The organism is Lactococcus sp. SK2-659 (assembly GCF_020218185.2).
Classification (GTDB): Bacteria; Bacillota; Bacilli; order Lactobacillales; family Streptococcaceae; genus Lactococcus; species Lactococcus lactis.
On sequence record NZ_JAIWQZ020000001.1, the window covers coordinates 1,257,683 to 1,278,419 of the forward strand.

At 35.4% G+C, this 20,737-nt stretch carries 19 protein-coding genes and 1 other RNA gene; 5 read left to right on the forward strand and 15 right to left on the reverse strand.

Translation table 11 applies throughout. The annotated features are described in order from the left end of the window. Positions 1-33: 33 nt before the first annotated feature. The 6 genes from LDP15_RS05895 to LDP15_RS05920 form a co-directional block, all read right to left on the reverse strand. The gene (locus tag LDP15_RS05895) at positions 34-480 is read right to left on the reverse strand and encodes a hypothetical protein (RefSeq protein ID WP_225513331.1); all 447 of its coding nucleotides are present in this window, start codon (positions 478-480) and stop codon (positions 34-36) included. Between the two features lie 41 nt (positions 481-521). Continuing rightward, positions 522-620, reverse strand: an RNA gene (gene ffs / locus LDP15_RS05900) — signal recognition particle sRNA small type. A gap of 10 nt (positions 621-630) precedes the next feature. Further along, on the reverse strand, positions 631-1,098 hold the full coding sequence (tadA, locus tag LDP15_RS05905) for a tRNA adenosine(34) deaminase TadA (RefSeq protein ID WP_015426056.1): 468 nt from the start codon (positions 1,096-1,098) through the stop codon (positions 631-633). Further along, positions 1,099-2,037, reverse strand: coding sequence for a metallophosphoesterase (locus LDP15_RS05910; RefSeq protein WP_015426055.1), 939 nt, complete (start codon positions 2,035-2,037; stop codon positions 1,099-1,101). After that, positions 2,025-2,777 carry an MBL fold metallo-hydrolase gene (locus LDP15_RS05915; protein WP_015426054.1) on the reverse strand — a complete coding sequence of 251 codons (753 nt, stop codon included), beginning with the start codon at positions 2,775-2,777 and terminating at the stop codon, positions 2,025-2,027. Before LDP15_RS05915 ends, LDP15_RS05910 begins: the two co-directional genes overlap by 13 nt. Positions 2,778-2,901: 124 nt before the next feature. Further along, on the reverse strand, positions 2,902-4,011 hold the full coding sequence (locus LDP15_RS05920; protein WP_015426053.1) for a vitamin B12 independent methionine synthase: 1,110 nt from the start codon (positions 4,009-4,011) through the stop codon (positions 2,902-2,904). A 167-nt stretch (positions 4,012-4,178) separates the two neighbouring features. Between LDP15_RS05920 and LDP15_RS05925 the strand changes: the two genes are divergently transcribed. Continuing rightward, entirely contained in the window at positions 4,179-5,165 is a 987-nt protein-coding gene (locus tag LDP15_RS05925) for a zinc-binding alcohol dehydrogenase family protein (protein ID WP_015426052.1), read from the forward strand. A gap of 31 nt (positions 5,166-5,196) precedes the next feature. Here LDP15_RS05925 and LDP15_RS05930 read toward each other — a convergent pair whose 3' ends face one another. Beyond that, entirely contained in the window at positions 5,197-5,859 is a 663-nt protein-coding gene (locus LDP15_RS05930) for a YoaK family protein (protein ID WP_003129657.1), read from the reverse strand. Positions 5,860-6,068: 209 nt separating this feature from the next. Between LDP15_RS05930 and LDP15_RS05935 the strand changes: the two genes are divergently transcribed. The 4 genes from LDP15_RS05935 to LDP15_RS05950 all read left to right on the forward strand — a co-directional run bounded on the left by LDP15_RS05935 (position 6,069) and on the right by LDP15_RS05950 (position 9,921). Next, complete coding sequence (locus LDP15_RS05935; RefSeq protein ID WP_003129656.1) at positions 6,069-6,287, forward strand: zinc ribbon domain-containing protein; 219 nt, start codon at positions 6,069-6,071, stop codon at positions 6,285-6,287. A 106-nt stretch (positions 6,288-6,393) separates the two neighbouring features. Beyond that, complete coding sequence (locus LDP15_RS05940; protein WP_225513332.1) at positions 6,394-8,388, forward strand: ATP-binding cassette domain-containing protein; 1,995 nt, start codon at positions 6,394-6,396, stop codon at positions 8,386-8,388. Between the two features lie 206 nt (positions 8,389-8,594). Further along, positions 8,595-9,239 (forward strand): DedA family protein, encoded by a 645-nt coding sequence (locus LDP15_RS05945; RefSeq protein WP_010905527.1) that lies wholly within the window; start codon positions 8,595-8,597, stop codon positions 9,237-9,239. Between the two features lie 70 nt (positions 9,240-9,309). Continuing rightward, a complete protein-coding gene (locus LDP15_RS05950) occupies positions 9,310-9,921 on the forward strand; it encodes a TMEM175 family protein (protein WP_015426050.1) in 612 nt (203 codons plus the stop codon). An 18-nt stretch (positions 9,922-9,939) separates the two neighbouring features. Here LDP15_RS05950 and lmrA read toward each other — a convergent pair whose 3' ends face one another. From lmrA to LDP15_RS05990, 8 genes are all read right to left on the reverse strand, one after another. After that, a complete protein-coding gene (gene lmrA, locus LDP15_RS05955; RefSeq protein ID WP_225513345.1) occupies positions 9,940-11,694 on the reverse strand; it encodes a multidrug efflux ABC transporter LmrA in 1,755 nt (584 codons plus the stop codon). Positions 11,695-11,795: 101 nt separating this feature from the next. After that, on the reverse strand, positions 11,796-12,470 hold the full coding sequence (locus tag LDP15_RS05960; protein WP_012897417.1) for an SGNH/GDSL hydrolase family protein: 675 nt from the start codon (positions 12,468-12,470) through the stop codon (positions 11,796-11,798). A 26-nt stretch (positions 12,471-12,496) separates the two neighbouring features. Beyond that, a complete protein-coding gene (locus LDP15_RS05965) occupies positions 12,497-12,952 on the reverse strand; it encodes a flavodoxin domain-containing protein (protein WP_015426047.1) in 456 nt (151 codons plus the stop codon). Positions 12,953-12,977: 25 nt separating this feature from the next. Then, entirely contained in the window at positions 12,978-13,853 is an 876-nt protein-coding gene (locus LDP15_RS05970) for a MarR family winged helix-turn-helix transcriptional regulator (protein WP_003129644.1), read from the reverse strand. Positions 13,854-14,145: 292 nt separating this feature from the next. Continuing rightward, positions 14,146-15,867: a thiol reductant ABC exporter subunit CydC gene (cydC, locus tag LDP15_RS05975; protein ID WP_015426045.1), complete on the reverse strand. Its 1,722-nt coding sequence runs from the start codon at positions 15,865-15,867 to the stop codon at positions 14,146-14,148. After that, the gene (gene cydD, locus LDP15_RS05980) at positions 15,867-17,729 is read right to left on the reverse strand and encodes a thiol reductant ABC exporter subunit CydD (protein ID WP_015426044.1); all 1,863 of its coding nucleotides are present in this window, start codon (positions 17,727-17,729) and stop codon (positions 15,867-15,869) included. The genes cydC and cydD overlap by 1 nt, the downstream gene beginning before the upstream one ends. Before the next feature lie 355 nt (positions 17,730-18,084). Further along, on the reverse strand, positions 18,085-19,080 hold the full coding sequence (gene cydB / locus LDP15_RS05985; protein ID WP_003129639.1) for a cytochrome d ubiquinol oxidase subunit II: 996 nt from the start codon (positions 19,078-19,080) through the stop codon (positions 18,085-18,087). Then, positions 19,080-20,555 carry a cytochrome ubiquinol oxidase subunit I gene (locus LDP15_RS05990; protein WP_010905520.1) on the reverse strand — a complete coding sequence of 492 codons (1,476 nt, stop codon included), beginning with the start codon at positions 20,553-20,555 and terminating at the stop codon, positions 19,080-19,082. The genes cydB and LDP15_RS05990 overlap by 1 nt, the downstream gene beginning before the upstream one ends. Between the last annotated feature and the right edge of the window lie 182 nt (positions 20,556-20,737).

Genomic DNA, 20,737 nt, shown 5'->3' on the forward strand with positions numbered 1-20,737 from the left:
CCTTATCACTTCCTGAAGGAAGAATTCTCATTTTTACTTTATTTTTATTAATAACTTTATAACGGAAAAAGCTTCTTCTCCTCTTTCATTAATATTTATTTTCACTGGTCGAAAACCATCTTTGTCGAGTTCATTCAATGGACGATAAACAGAATTTTCTCTTACAAATTCCCCATCAATATTCCCTCGACCATTTTTCAATTCTCTAAATATTAACTCCACTTGTTCTTTACCATACTTAAAATGAGGCTCATTATCCAAATTGGCTCGATAAAATTGTACCTTGAGCTCTTTAGACATTGGTAATCTTACATCTGAAATCCAAGCGCCATACAAAAAATGAATCGAATCTTTTTTATTTTTCTTCTCATTTTGACTTTTAACCAAACTCTGGCAAGATTTAAAAATTACTAAAGGAATCAAAATTACCAATAAAACTAAAATTATCCATTTCACATTTTTCAAATTTTCATTTTTCATAAACTCCTCCTTTGTCATCTTTATAATGATACTTTACCATAAATAAGGATACAAAAAAGAGCACATAAGCTCCATACTTAGTGCTGCTACCGTCAGGTCCTGACACGCTTCGTAAGAAACTTATTGCTCCGAAAACTATTATAACACAATTTATTTTTTTCGTCTATTTTTAAAGAAAACTTGCATGATTTTTGCACACTCGTCTTCTAAAATCCCCGATTCTACTTGGACTCGATGGTTCAGTCGCTTGTCTTCTAAAATCTGATAAAGACTGACCGTTCCTCCAAATTTAGGATTTGTCGCTCCAAAGTAAACTTGTGGAATCCGCGCTAACCCAATTGCTCCGGCACACATGACACAAGGTTCAATGGTGACAAAGAGGGCGCAATCAAGAAGTCGCCAATTTCCCACTGCCCGATTTGCCGCTTCAATCGCACAAACTTCAGCATGATGTGTCGCCCGACCATCAAGCTCTCGCCTATTGAAATCACGCGCAATAATTTCGCCGTCTTTGACAATGACAACTCCAATCGGAACTTCCTCATTTTCAGCTGCTTTCTGCGCTTCTTTGAGTGCTTCCTTCATAAAAAATTCTTTTTCTTCTTCTGTAAAATTCATTTATCCTAAAAATTTCTCTTGTTCAAGACAATATATTTTGACTGGAACTGCTTCAAATTGTTCTAATGTCCCATTGACAATTGTATTATCTAAACAAATATAGTTTCGATGTTTCCCAAATAAAAAACCACTCACATGACCAACAAAGACCTGAACATCAGTGTTTGGTACCCCCACAGCTTTAGCAACACTATTTCGCCGTTCAAAAGAATCTCCTGGCAAATGTTCCCAAAACAAATCTTTTGTCTTCTCTTTTTCATAAGAAAGGCTCATTTTTGCACTATGAGAGAGTACCACCCACTTATTTCCAATTTTTTCAATCAACTGTTCTGGCTGACCAAAGTTATTTTTCATTTCTGTCAGTAAAAATTGTCTGTCAGTAACTGACAGTTTTTTCCAGTTTTCAATTGAATACTGCCAGCCATTTGGTGGAGCCCCTTCATAAATATCAATCGTTCCAATTACATTAGAAAGTTGCTCTTCATCCGTTTTACCGTCACTTGCAAGTTCTGACCACATTTGTTCGTGATTTCCCATCATGACTGTCACATGATAGCCAGCATCTGGCAAAGTTTTTAATAAATAAAGTAAGACATCAAAGCCAAATCGGCCGTGATCAATGCTATCTCCCAAGACAAAAAGCCGGTCATTTTTACTAAAATGAATCTCTGTCAGCGTTTTTTTCAAGCCAGATAAGCGTCCATGAATATCAGAAACAAATAAATTTCGCTGATAGTGCTTATCATCATTGACAAACCTCGTTTTAGAACTATCAGCACTTTTTTTAACCAATTGTTCAATCTGACTTTTCGTTTTTGGTGGATTGTAATTAAGCACACAATTTTGGATACTGACAAAACCAAAGAAAATTCCTGTCAGTAAAATGATAAATGAAATGAGGAAAATTAGCTTTTTAAAAGGGCTTATCAAAGTTGCCATTTTTTATGCGGAACTGCTAAATCAGTAATGACAGTATCTCCTGCTGCTTCTTTTGCTTCTGTCAGTAAAATATCCAAATCACCAAATTGTGGCAGATGAGTCAAAATTAATTTTTTAACCTTTGCATCCTTAGCAATTTGACCAGCTTCAATTGATGATAAGTGATTAGGCATTTTTGCTTTATCTTTAAAGAAATAAACATCAGCAAGAAGAAGGTCAGCCTCTTTGGCAAAGTCAGTCAATTCATCAAAATAACCCGTATCTCCAGTATAAATCAAAACTTGTCCCGTTCTGCGTTCAACAATGCGCATGGCATAATTCACCACAGGATGAACTGTTTTTAGAAAAGTAATATCAAAAGGACCAACTTTTGTTCCATTTTCGACATCATAAAGATGACCTTCTGAAACCTTATCCAAAGTTAATTTAGAAAATTCATATTCATTTTCCCCATGGCCATAAATAGGCAACATCATTCCATCCCAACCATCTTGACCCAATGGATAAAGCTGACGATATTGGCGAAGAGCCCCCAAATCTGCAATATGGTCTTCATGATAATGACTCAAAATAACTGCATCAAGTTGAGTTGGTTGCAATTCATGTTCAAGTTCTGTCACCGCGCGTGAACCACAATCTAAAAGCATGTTAAAACCTGATTCTGATTGTAAAAGATAAGAGGTTGTTCCGGCATCGCGCGTAGGATATCCGCCCCAAACACCTAGTGCTGTTAATTTCATATTTTTTCTCGCTTTCTTTATTTTTTGCTTAAATCTATTATAACAAAGCAAAGCTAATTTAGCTTATGCGCCATTTAAACTTTACTGACAAACAAAAAAAGTGGTAGAATCCACCACTTTTATTTTATTTCCAAATTTTATCCACAATCTTTTTAATATGTGCTAATTTAGCCCATTCTTCTTCCTCAGTCAAATCGTTTCCTTCTTCTGTAGAAGCAAATCCACATTGTGTTGAAAGTGCTAAATTTTCAAGTGGAATCGATTCAAGCGCCTCGTCTAAGCGAGCTTTAATGTCTTCATACTTTTCAAGTTCTGGATGTTTAGAAGTGAAAAGTCCTAACACAAGCAAGACATCTTTTCTTTGATTCCAGATTTCTGCTAAGGGAGCAAAAGAACCTGAGCGAGCATCATCGTATTCTAAAAAGAAAGTATCATAATTAAGCTGACCTAAGTATTTTGCCACAGGCTCATAAGAACCCTCAAATAAATAAGTTGATTTGAAATTCCCTCGACAAATATGAGTTGAAACTCTCAAGTCCTCAGGTAAATCCTTCAAGAGTTTATTAACAAGATAGACAATGTCTTCACACATCTTAACATACTTTTCATGATTTTCTGGATCATCTAGTAATCTGGCAATAAGATAAGCCCAAGTCGTATCGTCCAGTTGAATATAACGCGCACCCAATTCATAAAAATGGAGCAAAGTTTCATGATAAGCTTGAGCCAAATCATCTAAGAATTCTTCCCAACTTCCATAAAATTCTGGCCAACGGTCTGAACGACCATCACGATTTGGAATTAACGAAGGTGAAGGAATAGTAACTTTAGGTTCAACTCCTTCTGGTAAAAGACTTTTTAAATAGTTAAAATCCGCAAAAAAGGGATGTTCTGGGTTAAAAGCTACTTTACCAGTCAATTCAATATTAGTTGTCCTTGTTTTTGCACCATGGAATTTATAAGAATCCTCTTGTTCATAAGTCCCAACTCCATTAAGCCCCCAGAGGAAATCTAAGTGCCACCACGAACGATTAAATTCTCCATCTGTCACCGCTTTAAGGCCAACGTTCACTTCTTCTTTCACTAATCTCTTAATTTCAGATTCTTGAATTTTTTTAAAGTCACTTAATGGAAGTTGCCCTTCTGAATAAGCCAAACGTGCTTCTTTTAAAGCTTGGGGACGAAGAAAACTTCCAACGTGGTCAAAATGATAATGCTTATAAGTTTTTGTCATGAAATTACCTAGATTCTATTAGTTTAACTCATTCCATTGTAGCAAAGCGTCATTTCTTTGGTCTTAGAAATTTTCAATGACATGATGTAAATATTTAATATTAAATTCAAGTGATTGACTTAGGAGTCAGACTGGTATAAACTTTTACTTATAAGAGAGGTAAAGAGATGAAAGCAATTGGAACTATTGATTCTAGCAAAAATTTTATTGACTTTGAAATAGAGAAGCCAATCTTAAGACCCCATGATTTATTGATAAAAGTCGAGGCAATCTCAATCAATCCAGTTGATACAAAGGTTAGAAAAGGGATTAAAGGCAATTTAGCAGAACCAAAAATTCTAGGTTGGGATGGTTTAGGAACTGTCGTCGAACTTGGGAGTGAAACTAAGCTTTTTAAAGTTGGGGATAAAGTGTTTTGGGCCGGTGATGTTACTCGTTCAGGTTCAAATGCTGAATTTCAAGCCGTTGATGAACGAATTGTTGGTTTTGCTCCCAAAAATTTGACCAAAGAAAAAGCAGTCGCGATGCCTCTAACAAGTTTGACTGCCTATGAACTTCTCTTTGAAAAACTAGAAGTGACTGATGAATCTAAAGGAAAATCACTCCTCATTATTAATGGTGCAGGGGGTGTTGGCTCAGTAGCAATCCAAATGGCCAAAAATGCCGGATTGACAGTGATTGCTACGGCATCAAATCCTCAAGCCATTGAATGGGTCAAAAATTTTGGCGCCGATTATACCGTCAATCATCATGAAAATTTGGTTCCTCAAGTTCATGAACTTGGCTTTAAGTTTGTAGATTATATTTTAATTTTAAATGCCGTTGTTGAACATATGCCAGCAGTAAATGAGTTAATTGCGCCACAAGGTTCGATTGCAAATATTGTTGAACCAGGGCAAGCTATTAATTTAGATCAACTAGCTCATAAATCTGCACGTTTTAACTTTGAATGGATGTTTACAAAAGTCGTCTCAAATACATCTGATTTACAAAGTCAACATGATATTTTAAATAAAGTTTCTGAATGGCTAGATAATGGCGTTCTAAAAAGTACAATGACTCAGAATCTCGGACCAATTACTGCTGAGAATGTGAAAAAAGCTCATGAACTCATTGAAGAAAATCATACAATCGGAAAAATTATCCTGTCTTAATGATTAAAAAAATCCTCTTATTTGAGGATTTTTATATTTCATCAAAACGAACAATTAAATAAACGGCTCCTATCATGAAAGTAGAGCCCATCATTGTCCAACTTCCAAACCAATTTCCAGCAAGTGTTGCAATAGCTGCTCCAGCAAAGAAAATACTGATAAGTGCGGCATATATACCAACTGACCGGAGTTTTTGTTTATCTTTGGTAATGATATACTGAGCAAGATTTGCCGACATGGACTTCATATTACCTGTCATAAAGATACTTCCGTAAGCACGACCATGAACTTTTGTAAAAGTATCATATTGTATCGCCATAAAGTAAGAGAAAATTCCAACATAAAAGGAAACAGGAATCTTCAAGCCCAAACCATAAGCCAAGGCGAAAATTGTCACCCCTAACCATTGAACCAATAACAAATAAGAGGCATCAAAACGGCGACGTTTCATCAAATAGTGAGAATAAAATCCCCGAGTCATTACTCCTAATATAAAGAAGATAATCGGAATTGCAAAATCCCAAAACCTAGCAAAATCTCCTTTAGCAATATTAATCCCCGCCTGAATAACATTCCCTGATTGTGCACCAATAAAACGGTCATTAAAATGAAAGAATGAGAAACCATCCATAAAACCTGCATTTAATGCAAAAATTAATGCAATACGCAGTTTTTCTTTAACTTGTCTATCCATAATTAGAATTATATCACAAAGATTATTTTCATTGTTTTTCAATAATGGTTTCAATTTCACTTTTTTATTTATTATTCTGGATTTAAGTAATATATTAAATAGTGAAGCGGATTCAAAAGACTAAAAGAATCAACTTTTTTGAGTTATAATGGATTTAAACGATTAAGAAGACAAGCGATTTTTCACTTTACTAACGAGGAGGAATTAAAATGAACGGTTATCAACAACAATACACTTGTATCAAATGTGGCAATCATAATTTTGAAGAAGATCAACTTCAAGCAACCGGTGGAAATTTTTCAAAGATTTTTGATGTTCAAAATAAGAAATTTATTACTATTTCTTGTTCTCAATGTGGTTATACAGAACTCTACAAAGCACAAACGAGTACGGGAATGAATATTTTAGATTTTTTACTGAACGGTTAGCTTAGGTAGTCAATAAATTTGAAAATAAGACTTAGGTCTTATTTTTATTTAAGAAAATTAAGTTATAATGTAAAGTACATACTTTAAGAAAAGGAAGAGAGTCTTTATGGCCGTTTTGGAATTAAAAAATATTAGGAAATCCTATTTTCTTGGAAAAGAAGAATTTCCTGTCCTCAAAGGGATCAACCTCGAGTTTGAACGTGGTGATTTCGTCAGTCTCCTAGGAGAATCTGGGGGAGGTAAGTCAACTCTTATGAATATCATTGGAGGACTTGACCGTAAATATGAGGGGGATGTCATCGTTGACGGCCTTGCTCAAAAAACAAAAAAAGAAAAAGATATGGATGCTTACCGTCGAGATACAATCGGTTTCATCTTCCAATCTTTCAATCTGGTTAGCTATTTGAGTGTATTAGATAACATTTTAATTAGTCTTAAAATGACAAGCTTATCTGATAAAGAACGTCATGAAAGAGCGATTGAGCTCACAAAACAAGTCGGTCTTTACGAACACCGTAAAAAAAATCCATCACAACTTTCTGGAGGACAAAAACAAAGAGTCGCAATCGCGCGTGCCCTAGCTTCTGACCCTGAAATTATTCTTGCTGATGAACCTACTGGTGCTCTTGACTCACAAAACACGAAAGAAGTTTTAGCACTCTTACGTCAAATTGCTCAATCTGGTAAAACAGTAATCGTCGTTACTCACTCACAAGAAGTTGCTGATTACGGTACAAGAATTATCCGTTTGGCCGATGGACAAATCACAGGTGACGAACGTCTAAAAGAACCCTATCCTGTTGAATCACATCAACGAATGAACTCAAAAGCATTGTCATATCGTGATACTTTCAGAACAGCCTTTAAACACTTTACTCACTCTTGGAAAATTAATTTATTAATTGCAATCGGAACAGCAATCGGCCTGTTCTCAGTCATCTTTTTCTTAGGACTAGGAAATGGTGCAACCAAATATATGAATGACACCATTACTTCAAGTGTCAATCCGAATGTGGTTACCATCTTCAAGCGGACAACAACTGATAATAAATTAGGAAATGAGCAAGCACTCCAACAAACGCAACAAGAACTTGGAAATGCTGCTACTAACCTTGACAGTACTCATCTTTCAAAATTGAAAAAAGTTGATAACGTCAAAAAAGTTGAGCCAACTTATTCAATTTCTGGCTTAGGAACACTTACTGCCAGTGATAAATCTAAATCTGGTTTAATGACTCTTGATACTTGGACTCAATCAAATATCAATGATGATTACGTTGCCGGTTCAAAACCTGCTGATGGCGAAATCGCAATCTATGCTAGTGATGCTAAAGAATTAAATAAAGATTATAAATCATTAGTTGGCAAGAAAATTACTTTAAAAATTCCAGCTAAAACAGCTGCTGGAACAAGTGTTGAAGTTACAAAAGAATTCACTGTTTCTGGTATTTTGAAAAATCCTCAAGGACCTGCAAGCTCTTCTAGCAGCCTAATTGCCACTTACAATACTGTCAAAGCTGCTCTTGAATCTGCTAATGCAGATACTGATGCCACTTATGCAGTAGTTACAGTTAATAAAGTAGATAATGTTAAATCAACAACTTCTGACATTCAAGACTTGAAAATTGATGGAACAAAAGCATTCGTTACATATAGCGTTACTTCATTCCTCGATATCATCACTAATATTACAAATATCGTCAGCTATGTTCTTGCCGCTATCGCCGGAATCAGTTTGATTGTATCAATCTTTATGATTGTTGTTACTACTTACATGTCTGTTGATGAACGGACAAAAGAAATTGGCGTTATCCGCGCACTCGGTGGACGTAAGAAAGATATTTCTCGTCTCTTCACCGCTGAAAGCTTGATTCTTGGTCTGTCATCAGCCGCTATCGCTATTGGATTTGCCTACCTTGGACAATTCCTCATCAATAAAGCTCTAAGTAGTTTCCTTGACGGGGCAAGTATCGTTCAAATTTCTGGTGGACACATTATCTTTGCGATTATCGTTGCTGTATTAATTGCTCTCCTCGCAAGTTTAGCGCCAAGTGGACGTGCAGCACGTTTGAACACAATTGAAGCCCTCGCTTCTGAATAACATACAAATTCTTCTGTCAGTAATTTCAAATGACTGACAGAACTTGTAGATGAAGTTTATCTACTGACAGTCTCTGTCAGTAAACCTATGATTTCAAAAAATAGACCTTGCCAAAAGACAAAGCCTATTTTTTGTACTTTATATTGTTTGGTGGCCTTCCAGCCTTATGTTAGAATTAAAGTAATAGACAAATAAAAGGAGTATTAATGCAAGAAATAATTATCCAAGTCATGAACCAATTTGGCTACTTTGGTGTTGCCTTTCTCATTATGATTGAGAACATCTTCCCACCAATTCCTTCCGAAGTAATCTTAACTTTCGGTGGTTTCATGACTACTTATAGCGAACTGGGGATTATCGGCATGATTATCGCAGCCACTATTGGTTCTGTGCTTGGTGCATTGATACTCTACTTCGTTGGTCGTCTTTTAAGCGTTGAACGCTTAGAAAAATTAGTTTCTGGACGTTTAGGAAAAGTACTTCGTCTTAAACCAGAGGACATCACAAAAGCTGAAAAATGGTTTTTAAAAAGAGGATATGCAACGATTTTCTTCTGCCGATTCATTCCTTTAATTAGAAGTCTAATTTCAATCCCTGCTGGTTCTGCTAAAATGAAACTCCCAAGTTTTCTTATATTAACAACTTTGGGAACACTTATTTGGAACATTGTTCTAGTGTGCCTTGGAGCCGCTCTTGGTGATAACTGGGAGATGATTGCTGGAATTCTTGATTCTTACTCTTCAGTTGTGGTTGTGATTTTAGGGATTATTTTCATCCTTGCGATTCTTATCTTTGTCAAGAAACGATTTTTCCCCAAAAATAAAAACTATTCATCTGATACAGAAAAATAAGCTTTAATGCTTATTTTTTTTATAAAATTTCATTAACTTTTGTTATAATTGGTAATACAAAGGAGATTTTATGGTATCTAAAGGGCGTTTAGCCGGTTTTATTGATGCAATTATTGCAGTAATAATGACTATTATGTTATTAGAATTCGAATTACCTAAAACAGGTGGAATTCTTGATTTTTTGAAAGATAATCTCGTCTATCTGATTGCTTATCTTTTGAGTTTTATCTATGTTACAACTTCTTGGTTTAATCAACAATATATGCTTTCACAGGCTGAGAAAATCACTCGTCGAATCTATCATAGTTGCATGATTTGGGTACTCTCATTATCAATGCTTCCTGTACTTTCTGCTTGGGCTGGACGCACAATGGACTTCTTTCATGATTTCGGAATCCACTCACCAAAAGCACCTGCCCTACTCTTTATCGTGATGATTTATATTTGGGGATTTGCATATAGTTATATGACCGATTGTTTTATTGCTGACAATCCTAAAGAAAAGGCTGAACTAATCGCTCAAATGGAAGTTTATCACTATTTACGGAATCCTTTTTGGAAGATTGGAATGGTCATTAGCTTCATTATCACTTTTTTCTATCCCCCTTTTGTATTCATTTATACAGCAGGAGAAATGATTATTGCGACAATAAGAAGTCAAAATAAAAAAAGCTCAACTTAAATCGTTGAGCTTTTTAGTTTATTGACCAACAGTCAATTGTTCTGAAACATACTTAGCATAGAGTGGATGTGCGGCAACAAGTTCATTATGTTTGCCACTCCCTGTGATTTGACCTTTTTCAATAAAGTAAATCTTATCCGCGTCAACAATTGTTGAAAGTCTATGCGCAATTACGAGCGTAGTGCGACCTTTCATCAAACTATCTAAAGCCTTTTGAACCATTGATTCTGATTCACTATCCAAACTAGCCGTTGCTTCATCAAGCATCAGGATTTTTGGATTTCTCAAGAAAGCACGAGCAATTGCTAAACGTTGTCTTTGACCACCAGATATTTTCACACCTCGTTCACCAACTTCCGTATTAAGTTGATCAGGCATATTTTCAACAAAGCTTCTTGCAAAAGCTAAGTCAAGAACTTGCCAAAGGTCATCATCTGTATAGTCTCCTTCAAGTCCATAAGTTAAATTTTCACGAATGGTTCCAGCCATGATTGCTGAATCTTGACTGACAAAACCAATTTGACTCCGCCAATTTTCCAAAGAAATATTATCAATCGGTTGACCATCAATTGTAATTTCTCCTGCCGTTGGTTGATAAAAACGTTCTAGAAGAGAGAAGATTGTTGATTTACCACCACCTGAAGGTCCGGCAAAGGCAATAATTGAATTAGGTTGTGCTTCAAAAGAGATATCACGTAGAATTTGTTCAGAATCATCATAGGCAAAGTCAACATGGCGAGCTGAGAGAGTTTTCCCTTCCAAATCAAGACTTTCTCCTTGATGAAGTACTTCTTGTTCTTCATCAAGTAATTCGGTCAAACGACCTGTTGATCCTGAAGCTTTAGCAAGTTCTGTAAAGAAAGTTGCCACAGTTGGTACGGCTCCGATTAAGTTCATCAAATACATCATCATTCCAAGCAAAGTCCCAAGACTCATGACTCCTGTTGAGATGAGATAAATTCCGTAAGCAAGAAGTCCAAAGATCATCAGCATCATTGATAACATCATAACTGGTGACATCAAACCATCAAAGATGGCTTCTTTTACCCCAATTTTATAAAGTGCATTGACATCATTTTCTGCTTTTTTAGAGGCTTGTTTTTCAGCATTAGAAGATTTTACCAAGCGAATTTCTGATAATGATTCACTAGCAATCCCTTGGAAATTTGCTAAAGAATCTTGTCTAGTTCGCCCAATTTTTTGACCAAAAGTCATAATTGGGAACATAATGAGCATAACTACTGGAACAGCAATAATCATGGCAAGGGTCAAACGCCATTGCATCTGAAGCATGAAGACAATTGAACCAACCAAAAGTAAAATAGACGTAAAAGCTTGTGGAATACTGTTTGCAATTAAATTTTTAACTTGGGTGGTATCGTTGGCTAAACGAGAACTCATTTCTCCTGTTTTAACTTCATCAAAATATTTTACTGGCAGATGAATCATTTTATCCCAGACACGCGTCCTTAGATTTTTTACAACTGATTCACCAAATATCCCAAGGACAATTGCTGCAATAGCCGAAACAGCAGCTGAACCAATATAAAGAGCGATAACTAAGGCAACTTTGCCACCGTTTACTCCATGTCCAAAACTATTAACAAGTGGTTGAACCATTTTGGGGACTTGTAATTGAATTAGTGTTCCAACGATTCCTGCTAGAATCCCAATGATAAAGAAAAGATAACGTGGCTTTGCAGCACGAATCAATTTGACGAAATGTTTAATGGATATTTTGTCAACCGCTTTTCCTTCGATACGATTGGCCATTTGTGGACCTCTTTCCATTGTTTGCTTACTTCCTTTTTCTAATTATTGAATTTCAAGACGAAAAGAAATGATTTCAATTACTTTTCGTCTTGAATTATTTTTTATTCTTCCAAATAAACTTTGAGGTTTTCTAAGACAAGTTGATAGCCCGCTGGATTTAGATGCGCTCCATCAAAAGTTAATTCTTTTTTCAAATTGCCATTTTCATCAGATAAACCATCATTAACATCAATAAAGTGAAAATGATGGTTATCTGCAAGTTTTTTTATTTTATCTGAAGCTTTTTGAAACTTTTCATTACTTCTCGTTTCAAATAAAGTTTTTTCATCTGAGTCTTGACCAAAATCAACCGTATTAATCGGATAGTAGCGCATCACATAAACTTGCGTTTGAGGTAATTTACTTTCTATTTGAGAAAGAATTTGATCATAGTTATTCAAAAACTCTTCTTCTGGAATCTCAAAACCGATATCATTCGTTCCAATATTAATAAAGATTTTTGAGGGTTCCAAATTAAAAATTTGACTCTCTATGTGTTCTAATAAAAATGAGGTCGTCGTGGCTCTAACCGCCCGATTGTAGATATAGTGTGAAAAAGTAACTTCTCCAGCTTCCTCCCACTTCTCAATAGGAAATATCTCCATTAATGATGAGCCAACAAATAAAGTTTGTCCCTTTTTTGCTGATAGGTTTGCCTTGTCATAGTTTTTAAGAAGTTCTTCTTGAAAAGCTGCAAGCTGAGGGTTTATCGTAAGAGCTTTGGTTTCTTTTGACATTATCTTCTCCTATAAATTTAGCTATTTTAAATCCACTCTACTTTGTTTAATTGAGCCACAAACTGTTTCTCAGCTTCCGGTAAAAACTCAATCGGGTGTTTTTTAGACTCTAGCTTTATCATTGATTTTGCAATAATTTTATCGTGCCAGTTAAAAGGGGTCAAATTATTTACCTCCCCTCCAAAGTTTGCGATTTCTTTTTTAATCACTTTCGTAAAACTATCATATTCAACCATTGTAACGAATGCCGCAAAAGGTTTCGTTTGCAAAATTTCTTGATATTTTTTTAAGAAACTGCCTACTGAACGTTCAAATTTATGACTATAAACAGGGCTGGCAACAATCACAGCATCAAAATCTTTAGGATTTACTACTTCAGCATTTAAATCCACAAGTGTGACCTGATTTAAATGTATCGCTAGCTTTCTAGCGCACTTGGCAGTATTTCCTGTCTTACCAGCGTAAGCGATGAGTGTTCTCATTTTCCGCTCCTTATCTATTCAATCCTTAGAAATCATCCCAGTTTTCTGGTTTTTTAGGTTCTTTATTTTTGTCTGTCTTTGGTTTAGAATCAAAATCTGGACGACGGTTTCCGTCAAAATCACCAAAACGATTTTTCATTTCATCTGAAAAGTGATCCCAATGTTCATTAAAATCGGCTTGATCTCTTCCACCAAAATTATTTCTAAAGCTATCTTTGAGCTGCTTACCAAAGGCTTTCCAATCTTCACCAAACGGAGCTTGTGAGCGTTCGTCACGACGCATACGATTTTGTCCACGTTTCATTTCTTGAGATGAACGACGCATTTCACGTTGCCAATTTTGCATTTCACGGCGCATGTGATTCCCAAATGCATGACGGTCATGAGCATTCATCATATTTTCCATAAATGGATTTCCGAAAAATTGTGCCATTCGTTGGAAATCTTGATCATTACGTGCATCGTTATTTTCTACTAATTTTTCCATTAGAAAGGCTAATTGTTCTTGTTCTTCATCTGTTAGATTGCCAAAAATTGTTTCTGAAATATCATTATGCATTGTATCACGTGTTTCTTGAGCTTCACGACCTTTATCAGTCAAGAAAATGCGGCTGACACGTTTATCATTCTCATCTTGTTTACGAATAACCATTTCCGCTTCTTCTAATTGTTTAACCTGAGCTGTTACACTTGAAGGTTTAATATCAAGAAGTTCGGCAATTTCTGCATTGGTTAGACCATCTTTATTCCATAATTCAACGAGTAAACCTTGAGCTCCATTGCGGTTACCGCGATTTTTCATTTGTTTTGAAATCCCATCTGCTCTTAAAGCAAAAAGGATGTTTGGATTGTGCAATAGTTTTGAAAATAGATTCAATAAGTTGTTTGTTTGTTCTGACATTATGTATTCTCCTTATATCAAATTCTTTGTATTTCGTCATCAAAAGCATAGATTAGTCGTTCATCTGGGCCTTCAATAAGTCTGATGAACCAATTCAATTTTTGAATTATTATTTTTATCATCTTAATCATTGGTTCTCCTTTACTATCTTTTAATTTCTTGAAAAGTTTAAATTAATTAGTTAGTTTATTTTTTATTTACCTAACAAAAAGATTATAAAACATTTAATTAGTTTTGTCAACACAAAAACTAACTAAATTAAAAAAATCAGCCCATAGACTGATTTTTTATATTATTCATTTCCTAAATCAAGTTGATAAAGTTCCTTAAATGTTGGATTATTCTCCAGTAATGACGCGGGTTTCCCATCAAATTTAATCGAGCCATTTTCTAAAAATAGAACTCGGTCCATATGATGAACACCTAATAAATGATGAGTAATAAAAATAATTGATTTATCACGGAGCCGTTCAAAAAAGAGACTTAACAGTTGATTTTCTGTGATTGGGTCAAGTGATACAGTTGGTTCATCAAGAATTACAACATCAACATCTGATAAAAGAACCCGTGCCAAGGCTAAGCGTTGACGTTCTCCACCAGAGAATCGTTCTCCCGCTTCATCTACTGGTGTCAGAAGTTTTTGAGGTAATGATTCAACCATTTTACGGAGGCCAACTAATTCAAGAGCTTCCCAAATTTCAGCATCACTGGCATTGAGTTTCGCCAAAGTCAAATTAGAACGAAGGCTTGTCGCAAAAAGATAAGGGGATTGATTAATGACACCAATTTTTTCTTCAACATTTTTGGCTTTAGATGGCTCAACACCAGAAAATTGAATACTTCCACTTTGGGGAACTAAATCTCCCCTGATTAAGCCGGCAAGTGTTGATTTACCCACGCCTGAACGTCCCAATAGAGCGATATGCTCTCCTTGTTTAACTTCTAAATTAAAATTATCAAAGATTTTTTTATTTTCTTCAAATGAAAATTGGAGATTATTGATGACTAAATCTGTAGAAACAATTTCCTCAGTCCTTACTTCTTCATCTTGGTCTGGTAAGTCATTTAAACGATTGATTGAATCGCCATAACGTTGCGTTTCAACCACCGCATCAGACAAAGGAGAAAAAGCATCAAATAAAGGGAAGGCAGCGAGGCTAACTGCTGCAATATAATTAGGCGCGTCTCCTAATCTTAAGGCACCAGAAGACCAAATCATCAAATAGATCACTAATGCGCCATAGACAATTTGTAAAAATAAATTTCTTCTACGTCCGAAAGCTAATAGTTTGGCTTGAATTTTTCTAGCAGATAATTCAGAACCTCGATAAGCTGTCAGAAAATCTTCTTTTCTTCCTGAAAGCACCCAATCTTGTAATCCTAAAATATCATCTGTCAAATGAGAAAAAAGTTGATTGCGATAAATTTTGAGTTCTTCATCTAATTTTACTGTAAATTTCAAAGAAATTAATGGCAAGATAACAATCAAAAATCCTAAGAAGAGCGCTAAACCTAAAGCAAACCAAAGTGAGAAAAATCCTCCAGCAATAATTAGAGCAATCGATAAACTTCCAGCAATTAAAACTGGAAATAATGTTCTCAAAAAGAGGTCTTGTAGATTTCCAATATCTTCATTAAGAACACCCAATAAGTCACCTAAACGGTAACGATCTGCTAATGTAACGGCCGTTTTTTCCAGTCGCAAATAGAGTTTTTTTCGTAAGAGACTTGTGATTTTTAAAATCCAATTATGAGAAGTTAATCTTTCGACATAATGCATCACTGGTCGTCCAATCCCAAAAATACGTACAAAGAGAACTGGAACATAAATCATTAAGATATTTTCTGGTTTTGTTGCTGATTTAGAAATGACATATCCTGAGCTGAACATCAAAAGTCCCGCCATCGAAATTGTAATCGTTCCTAAGAAAATAGATAGAATAAAACCTGAACGATTTTTTTTCAAAAATGGAGAAATCCAGTCATTACCGAACAAAATATTTTTTAATTTCATTATTTCTGACCTCCATTATCTGATGAAGCTTGGCTGACAGAGCTGTCAGTAGATTTATCATTTACTGACGAAAAGTTTGACCTCTCAGATACTTTTTCTTCTTGGTCCTTTACTGATTTGCTCGTTTCATTGTCTAATAAATTTTTGTCATCATCAACCCCACGCATCTGACTAAGTAATTTTTGATAGTAAGTATTTTCAGATAATAGTTGTTCAGGAGTTCCAATTCCTGCGACCTGTCCCTCGTTTAATACAATGACCAAATCCATTGATGAAAGCCAATGAAGACGATGAGTAGCAATGAAAACAAGTTTATTTTCAAGTAAAGGTAAAATATTTGCTTTAATTTCTAATTCGGTTTCAATGTCCAGATGAGCTGTCGGTTCATCGAGAAACAAAATATTACGAGTATGACTTAAAAATGCTCTGGCTAATGCAACACGCTGAGCCTGTCCGCCCGAAATTGTACGACCACTGGCCCCAATTTGTCCATCAAGACCAATTTCATCGATAAGACTTTCTAAACCAGCAAGTTTTGCCGCTGCTTTGATTTCGTCATCAGTAGAATCAGGTTCGTAAAAAGCTAAATTTTCACGAAAAGTTCCTGCAAAAATATAAGTCTTTTGTGGAATGAATTGAACTGACTGACGATAGTTTTCGTCAGTTAAAGAAGTCAAACTTTGCTCATTTAGTTTAATTTCACCAGCTGTTGGTTTTAGAAATCCAGCCAGCATTGAAAGCAATGTTGATTTACCAGAACCTGAATTTCCGATAATGGCAATATTTTTAAAGCCATTTACTGACAGATTAACATTTGAGATTCCACGCCCTGTGTCGTAAATTTTTCCTAACTCTGTCAGTTGAAGTTGTGAATTTGCACTCCAAGTTACTTTTTCTGTAAGTACTGACAAAGTATTTTCCTCAGTTGAAAGAACTTCATTAACAGCTGCCAAAGCATTTTTTCCATTAAGCGTCGCATGATAATCACTTGCAAAATCACGCAGAGGAAGGAAATATTCTGGTGCTAAAATTAGAGCCGCTAAAGCTGGAAAAAGTAAAATATCACCGCTCATTAAACGAAGTCCCAAAAACAGTGCGACAACAGCAACCGAAAGACTTGCAAAAAAATCAAGGGCAAATGTTGAAAGCATAGCGATTCTCAATGCGCCCATCGTTTCTTTACGAAAGTCTTCAGAAGTTTTATAAATTGAATTTGAGTAATCTTTAGACAATCCAAAATATTTCAATGTAGAAATTCCACGCAATGAATCTAAAAAGTGATTTGATAAATATTGGAAAGTTTTGTATTGACGTTCAGCACGCCCTTGTGCTGCGTATCCCAATAGAATCATAAAAATAATTGCAAAAGGAAATGTCAAAGTTAACACAATTCCACTTTGCCAATCAAGAAAATACACTGGAATCAAAATTAACATTGGGATGATCATCATATTTAAGACTTTGGATAGGACCAATTTAATATAATTTTCAACCTGATCAATTCCTGTGATTACTGTTGTTGCAGCTGAGCCCGAACCTAAATTAGCAATAGCAACTGGACCAAGTCGGAAAAATTTATCCAACATATCCCCCCGCAATTTTGTTGCTAATTGGTAAGCAAGTTTATCCAGAGCCTTTGAACGACCAAAATTAATAATTTCACGGCTCAAAAAGCAAGCAAAAAAGCCCAAAACCCAAGGAATGGTATGAGAAAATAATTGTCCTTGCCAAAGCTTAGTAATCGCAGTAGCTAGAAATAAAGCTTGACCGGCAATTGCAATGAATTGAAAAACTGCCAGAATCCCCAATATCGGAAACATTCTTCTTACACCTGGCAGTTCAAAAAGAGATTTATCAATCATGTTTAAAGTTACTGATGAGATAATATTTTACTGACAGAACTTATCAGCAAAGCTGACAGTTCCTTCATTCACCGATTGAATGACTTCCTCTGGGCGCATTCAACTGACAGAACTTATCGCAAAGCTGATAGTTCCTTCATTCACTGATTGAATGACTTCCTTAATCACAATCAGTTGGCAGTTTCTAAAATCTGCTCATAGAATTTCTGTCAGTAAAATAAAATTCCTCAGTTCCTTTCTAAAAAATTTAGGTCAGAAAAAATTTTCCTGACCATAATATGTAGTTGTCTTAATTAATTATATCAATTTACAAACTAATCTGAAAATAACTGGTTCAACCAGTTATTTTCATGTTTTATTTTTTAATTCTTTTTCTGAAAATGAAATAGGTCCAGCCCATATAGATGAGTACAAATGGTAAGATAACCAGAGTAATGATCGTCATTGTTTTCAAAGTATAGCCTGTTGAACTAGCATTTTTAATCAAAATACTGTGAGCAGGGTTAGTTGCAATCATTACACGTGGGAAAATCCCTTGGAAAATCAATGCAACAAGGGCAATGAAAGTCAAACCTGAAGCCAAGAAAGCAGACATTTCTTTTCCTGCACGAACAGATAAATGTGCCACAAGAGTTAGAATAACAATCAAAGCAAGTAAAACTAAAGTTCCAATAAAATGTTTTTCAAAGAAATCAGTGAAAATAGCTAGCAATACAGCAAATACAACTTCACCAGCATAAAGAACAAAATAGAGGATATTAGCAATCTTTGCAGCTCTCTCACGCAAAGCTCCCTCTGTTTTCAAAGCTAAATAATTTAAGCCATGAAGCCAAGCTAAGAGCATTACAGCAACACCACCAACGACTGACAAAAAGTTAACGTAAGTAGTAAAAGTAGCAGTCACATTTCCTTTAGCATCCATCGGAACGCCTTGAATCATACTTGTAAACATCAATCCAAAGAGAAATGGAATAGCAAAACTTGCAACACCCAAAACTTTTGTCCAGAGCATTTTTCCTTTTTCCGTATGTGAGTGATGACGAAATTCAAATGTTACTCCCCGGAAAATCAAACCTACTAAAATCAAAAATAGAATAAGATAGAAACCAGAGAACAATGAAGCATACCAATAAGGGAATGAAGCAAACATTGCCCCACCGGCAGTTAATAACCAAACTTCATTCAAATCCCAAACTGGGCCAATTGATCCGATAGCTTGTTCAACCTCACGTTTGTCCTTGGCAATTGTGATTGCACTCATTCCTACACCGTAGTCAAAACCTTCGAGGAAGAAAAAGCCACTAAATAATACTCCAACAATAATAAACCAAAAAAGTTGTAATCCAGTCATTATTTATCCACCCCTTTCTCATCAGTTTCTTTTTGAATTTCACTATCTTCTTTTGATGAAGAAGCAAAATTTTCTTGACTAAATGAATCTAAAGAAACATAAGCTGTTTCCGCTCCTTCTACTCCTTGTTTCATTCTTTGAAGCGTAAAGTAAACCATCACAGCACCAAGGAAACAGAAAAGGAAGAAATAGACGATATTTGAGAATAAAAGTGAACCGACAGAAACATTTGGTGAAACTGAATCTTTGATTGTAAATAAACCATAAACGGTCCAAGGATAACGACCAAGTTCAGTAACTAACCAACCTGAGGTAATCGCAAGGAAAGGTGCAAATAGCATCCAACGATAAACTTGTAAGCCAAACTTATTTTCATATAGACTTGGTTTTTTCTTTCTAGTCCAAAATAGCCCCAGAGCAGAAAGTAAAATCATTAGCATTGATAGACCGGCCATAATCCGGAAAGTCCAGAAGAGAACCGTTACTGGTGGGAAGAAATTACCGCCAATTTCTTTAGCTACATCAGGATATTTCTTTTGAAGTTGAGCGTTAATTTCATTCATCCCTTCAACCGAACCGCTTGGACGGTGATAAGTCAGAATTGAAAGCATATAAGGAATTTGAATTCCAAATACTTCTTTGTGGTCAGCTTCATTAAAGAAGGCAACCATATCCCAAGCCGCAGGGTCAGGTGTTGTTTCATAAACCCCTTCAGTTGCAGCAAATTTCATAGGTTGAGAGTTTTTAACTTCAATCATTTGTTGGTCACCAGCAACAAAGTTACCAACTGCACCGATTAGAGCTACTAAAAGTCCCAAACGTAAAACTGGTTTAAACATATCAATTTCACGATTTTTAAGAATTTGATAAGCTGAAATACCAGCAACCACAAAACCACCAGTTACAAGGAAACCTGTTGCCACGTGGCTAAATTCCAAAATAGTTTGAGGATTTGTCAAAAGGGCAGAGAAACTTGTTAATGTTGCTCGTCCACCTTTAACTTCATATCCCACTGGATTTTGCATCCATGAGTTTGCCGCTAAAATCCATAAAGATGATAAGAAGGTCCCAACAAATACAATCCAAAGTGTTGCATTATGCAATTTCTTACCTAATTTATCCCAACCAAACATCCACACTCCAAGGAATGTAGATTCCAAGAAGAAGGCAAGTAAGGCCTCAACGGCTAAAGGTGCGCCAAATATATCCCCAACATAGCGAGAATAATCTGACCAGTTCATTCCAAATTGAAATTCTTGGATAATACCGGTTACGACCCCTACTGCAAAGGATAAGAGCATAATTGATCCAAAAAATTTCGTCCGTTTTTTCCATTTTTCATCACCAGTTTTCACATAGATAGTTTCCATGATTGCTGTCATGAGAACCATTCCGACAGAAAGTGGTACAAAGAAAAAGTGGAAGATTGTCGTCATCGCAAACTGAAAGCGTGCGAGAGTTTCAATGGTAAACATTGTTTATCTCCTTATTTTTATTTACTATATATCAAATAGATATAGACTAATTTTAAAAATATTTTTATCTAAGACTAGTTTTGGTCCTTGGTTTAATAAAAATATTTATTTTATTAATAAATAAAATAAGAGAATTTTTAAAGTTAACAAGATTTTTCAATAATAATTAATAATTAAAAATA

Bases quoted from the DNA above. Each gene is read 5' to 3' on its own strand.
- tadA (WP_015426056.1), bottom strand. From the start codon at position 1,098: ATGAATTTTACAGAAGAAGAAAAAGAATTTTTTATGAAGGAAGCACTC.
- LDP15_RS05990 (WP_010905520.1), bottom strand. From the start codon at position 20,555: ATGTTTACCATTGAAACTCTCGCACGCTTTCAGTTTGCGATGACGACA.
- LDP15_RS05895 (WP_225513331.1), bottom strand. From the start codon at position 480: ATGAAAAATGAAAATTTGAAAAATGTGAAATGGATAATTTTAGTTTTA.
- LDP15_RS05910 (WP_015426055.1), bottom strand. From the start codon at position 2,037: ATGGCAACTTTGATAAGCCCTTTTAAAAAGCTAATTTTCCTCATTTCA.
- LDP15_RS05915 (WP_015426054.1), bottom strand. From the start codon at position 2,777: ATGAAATTAACAGCACTAGGTGTTTGGGGCGGATATCCTACGCGCGAT.
- LDP15_RS05920 (WP_015426053.1), bottom strand. From the start codon at position 4,011: ATGACAAAAACTTATAAGCATTATCATTTTGACCACGTTGGAAGTTTT.
- LDP15_RS05940 (WP_225513332.1), top strand. From the start codon at position 6,394: ATGGCCGTTTTGGAATTAAAAAATATTAGGAAATCCTATTTTCTTGGA.
- LDP15_RS05935 (WP_003129656.1), top strand. From the start codon at position 6,069: ATGAACGGTTATCAACAACAATACACTTGTATCAAATGTGGCAATCAT.
- LDP15_RS05950 (WP_015426050.1), top strand. From the start codon at position 9,310: ATGGTATCTAAAGGGCGTTTAGCCGGTTTTATTGATGCAATTATTGCA.
- LDP15_RS05970 (WP_003129644.1), bottom strand. From the start codon at position 13,853: ATGTCAGAACAAACAAACAACTTATTGAATCTATTTTCAAAACTATTG.
- cydD (WP_015426044.1), bottom strand. From the start codon at position 17,729: ATGATTGATAAATCTCTTTTTGAACTGCCAGGTGTAAGAAGAATGTTT.
- LDP15_RS05965 (WP_015426047.1), bottom strand. From the start codon at position 12,952: ATGAGAACACTCATCGCTTACGCTGGTAAGACAGGAAATACTGCCAAG.
- LDP15_RS05945 (WP_010905527.1), top strand. From the start codon at position 8,595: ATGCAAGAAATAATTATCCAAGTCATGAACCAATTTGGCTACTTTGGT.
- LDP15_RS05925 (WP_015426052.1), top strand. From the start codon at position 4,179: ATGAAAGCAATTGGAACTATTGATTCTAGCAAAAATTTTATTGACTTT.
- cydC (WP_015426045.1), bottom strand. From the start codon at position 15,867: ATGAAATTAAAAAATATTTTGTTCGGTAATGACTGGATTTCTCCATTT.
- cydB (WP_003129639.1), bottom strand. From the start codon at position 19,080: ATGACTGGATTACAACTTTTTTGGTTTATTATTGTTGGAGTATTATTT.
- LDP15_RS05960 (WP_012897417.1), bottom strand. From the start codon at position 12,470: ATGTCAAAAGAAACCAAAGCTCTTACGATAAACCCTCAGCTTGCAGCT.
- LDP15_RS05930 (WP_003129657.1), bottom strand. From the start codon at position 5,859: ATGGATAGACAAGTTAAAGAAAAACTGCGTATTGCATTAATTTTTGCA.
- lmrA (WP_225513345.1), bottom strand. From the start codon at position 11,694: ATGGCCAATCGTATCGAAGGAAAAGCGGTTGACAAAATATCCATTAAA.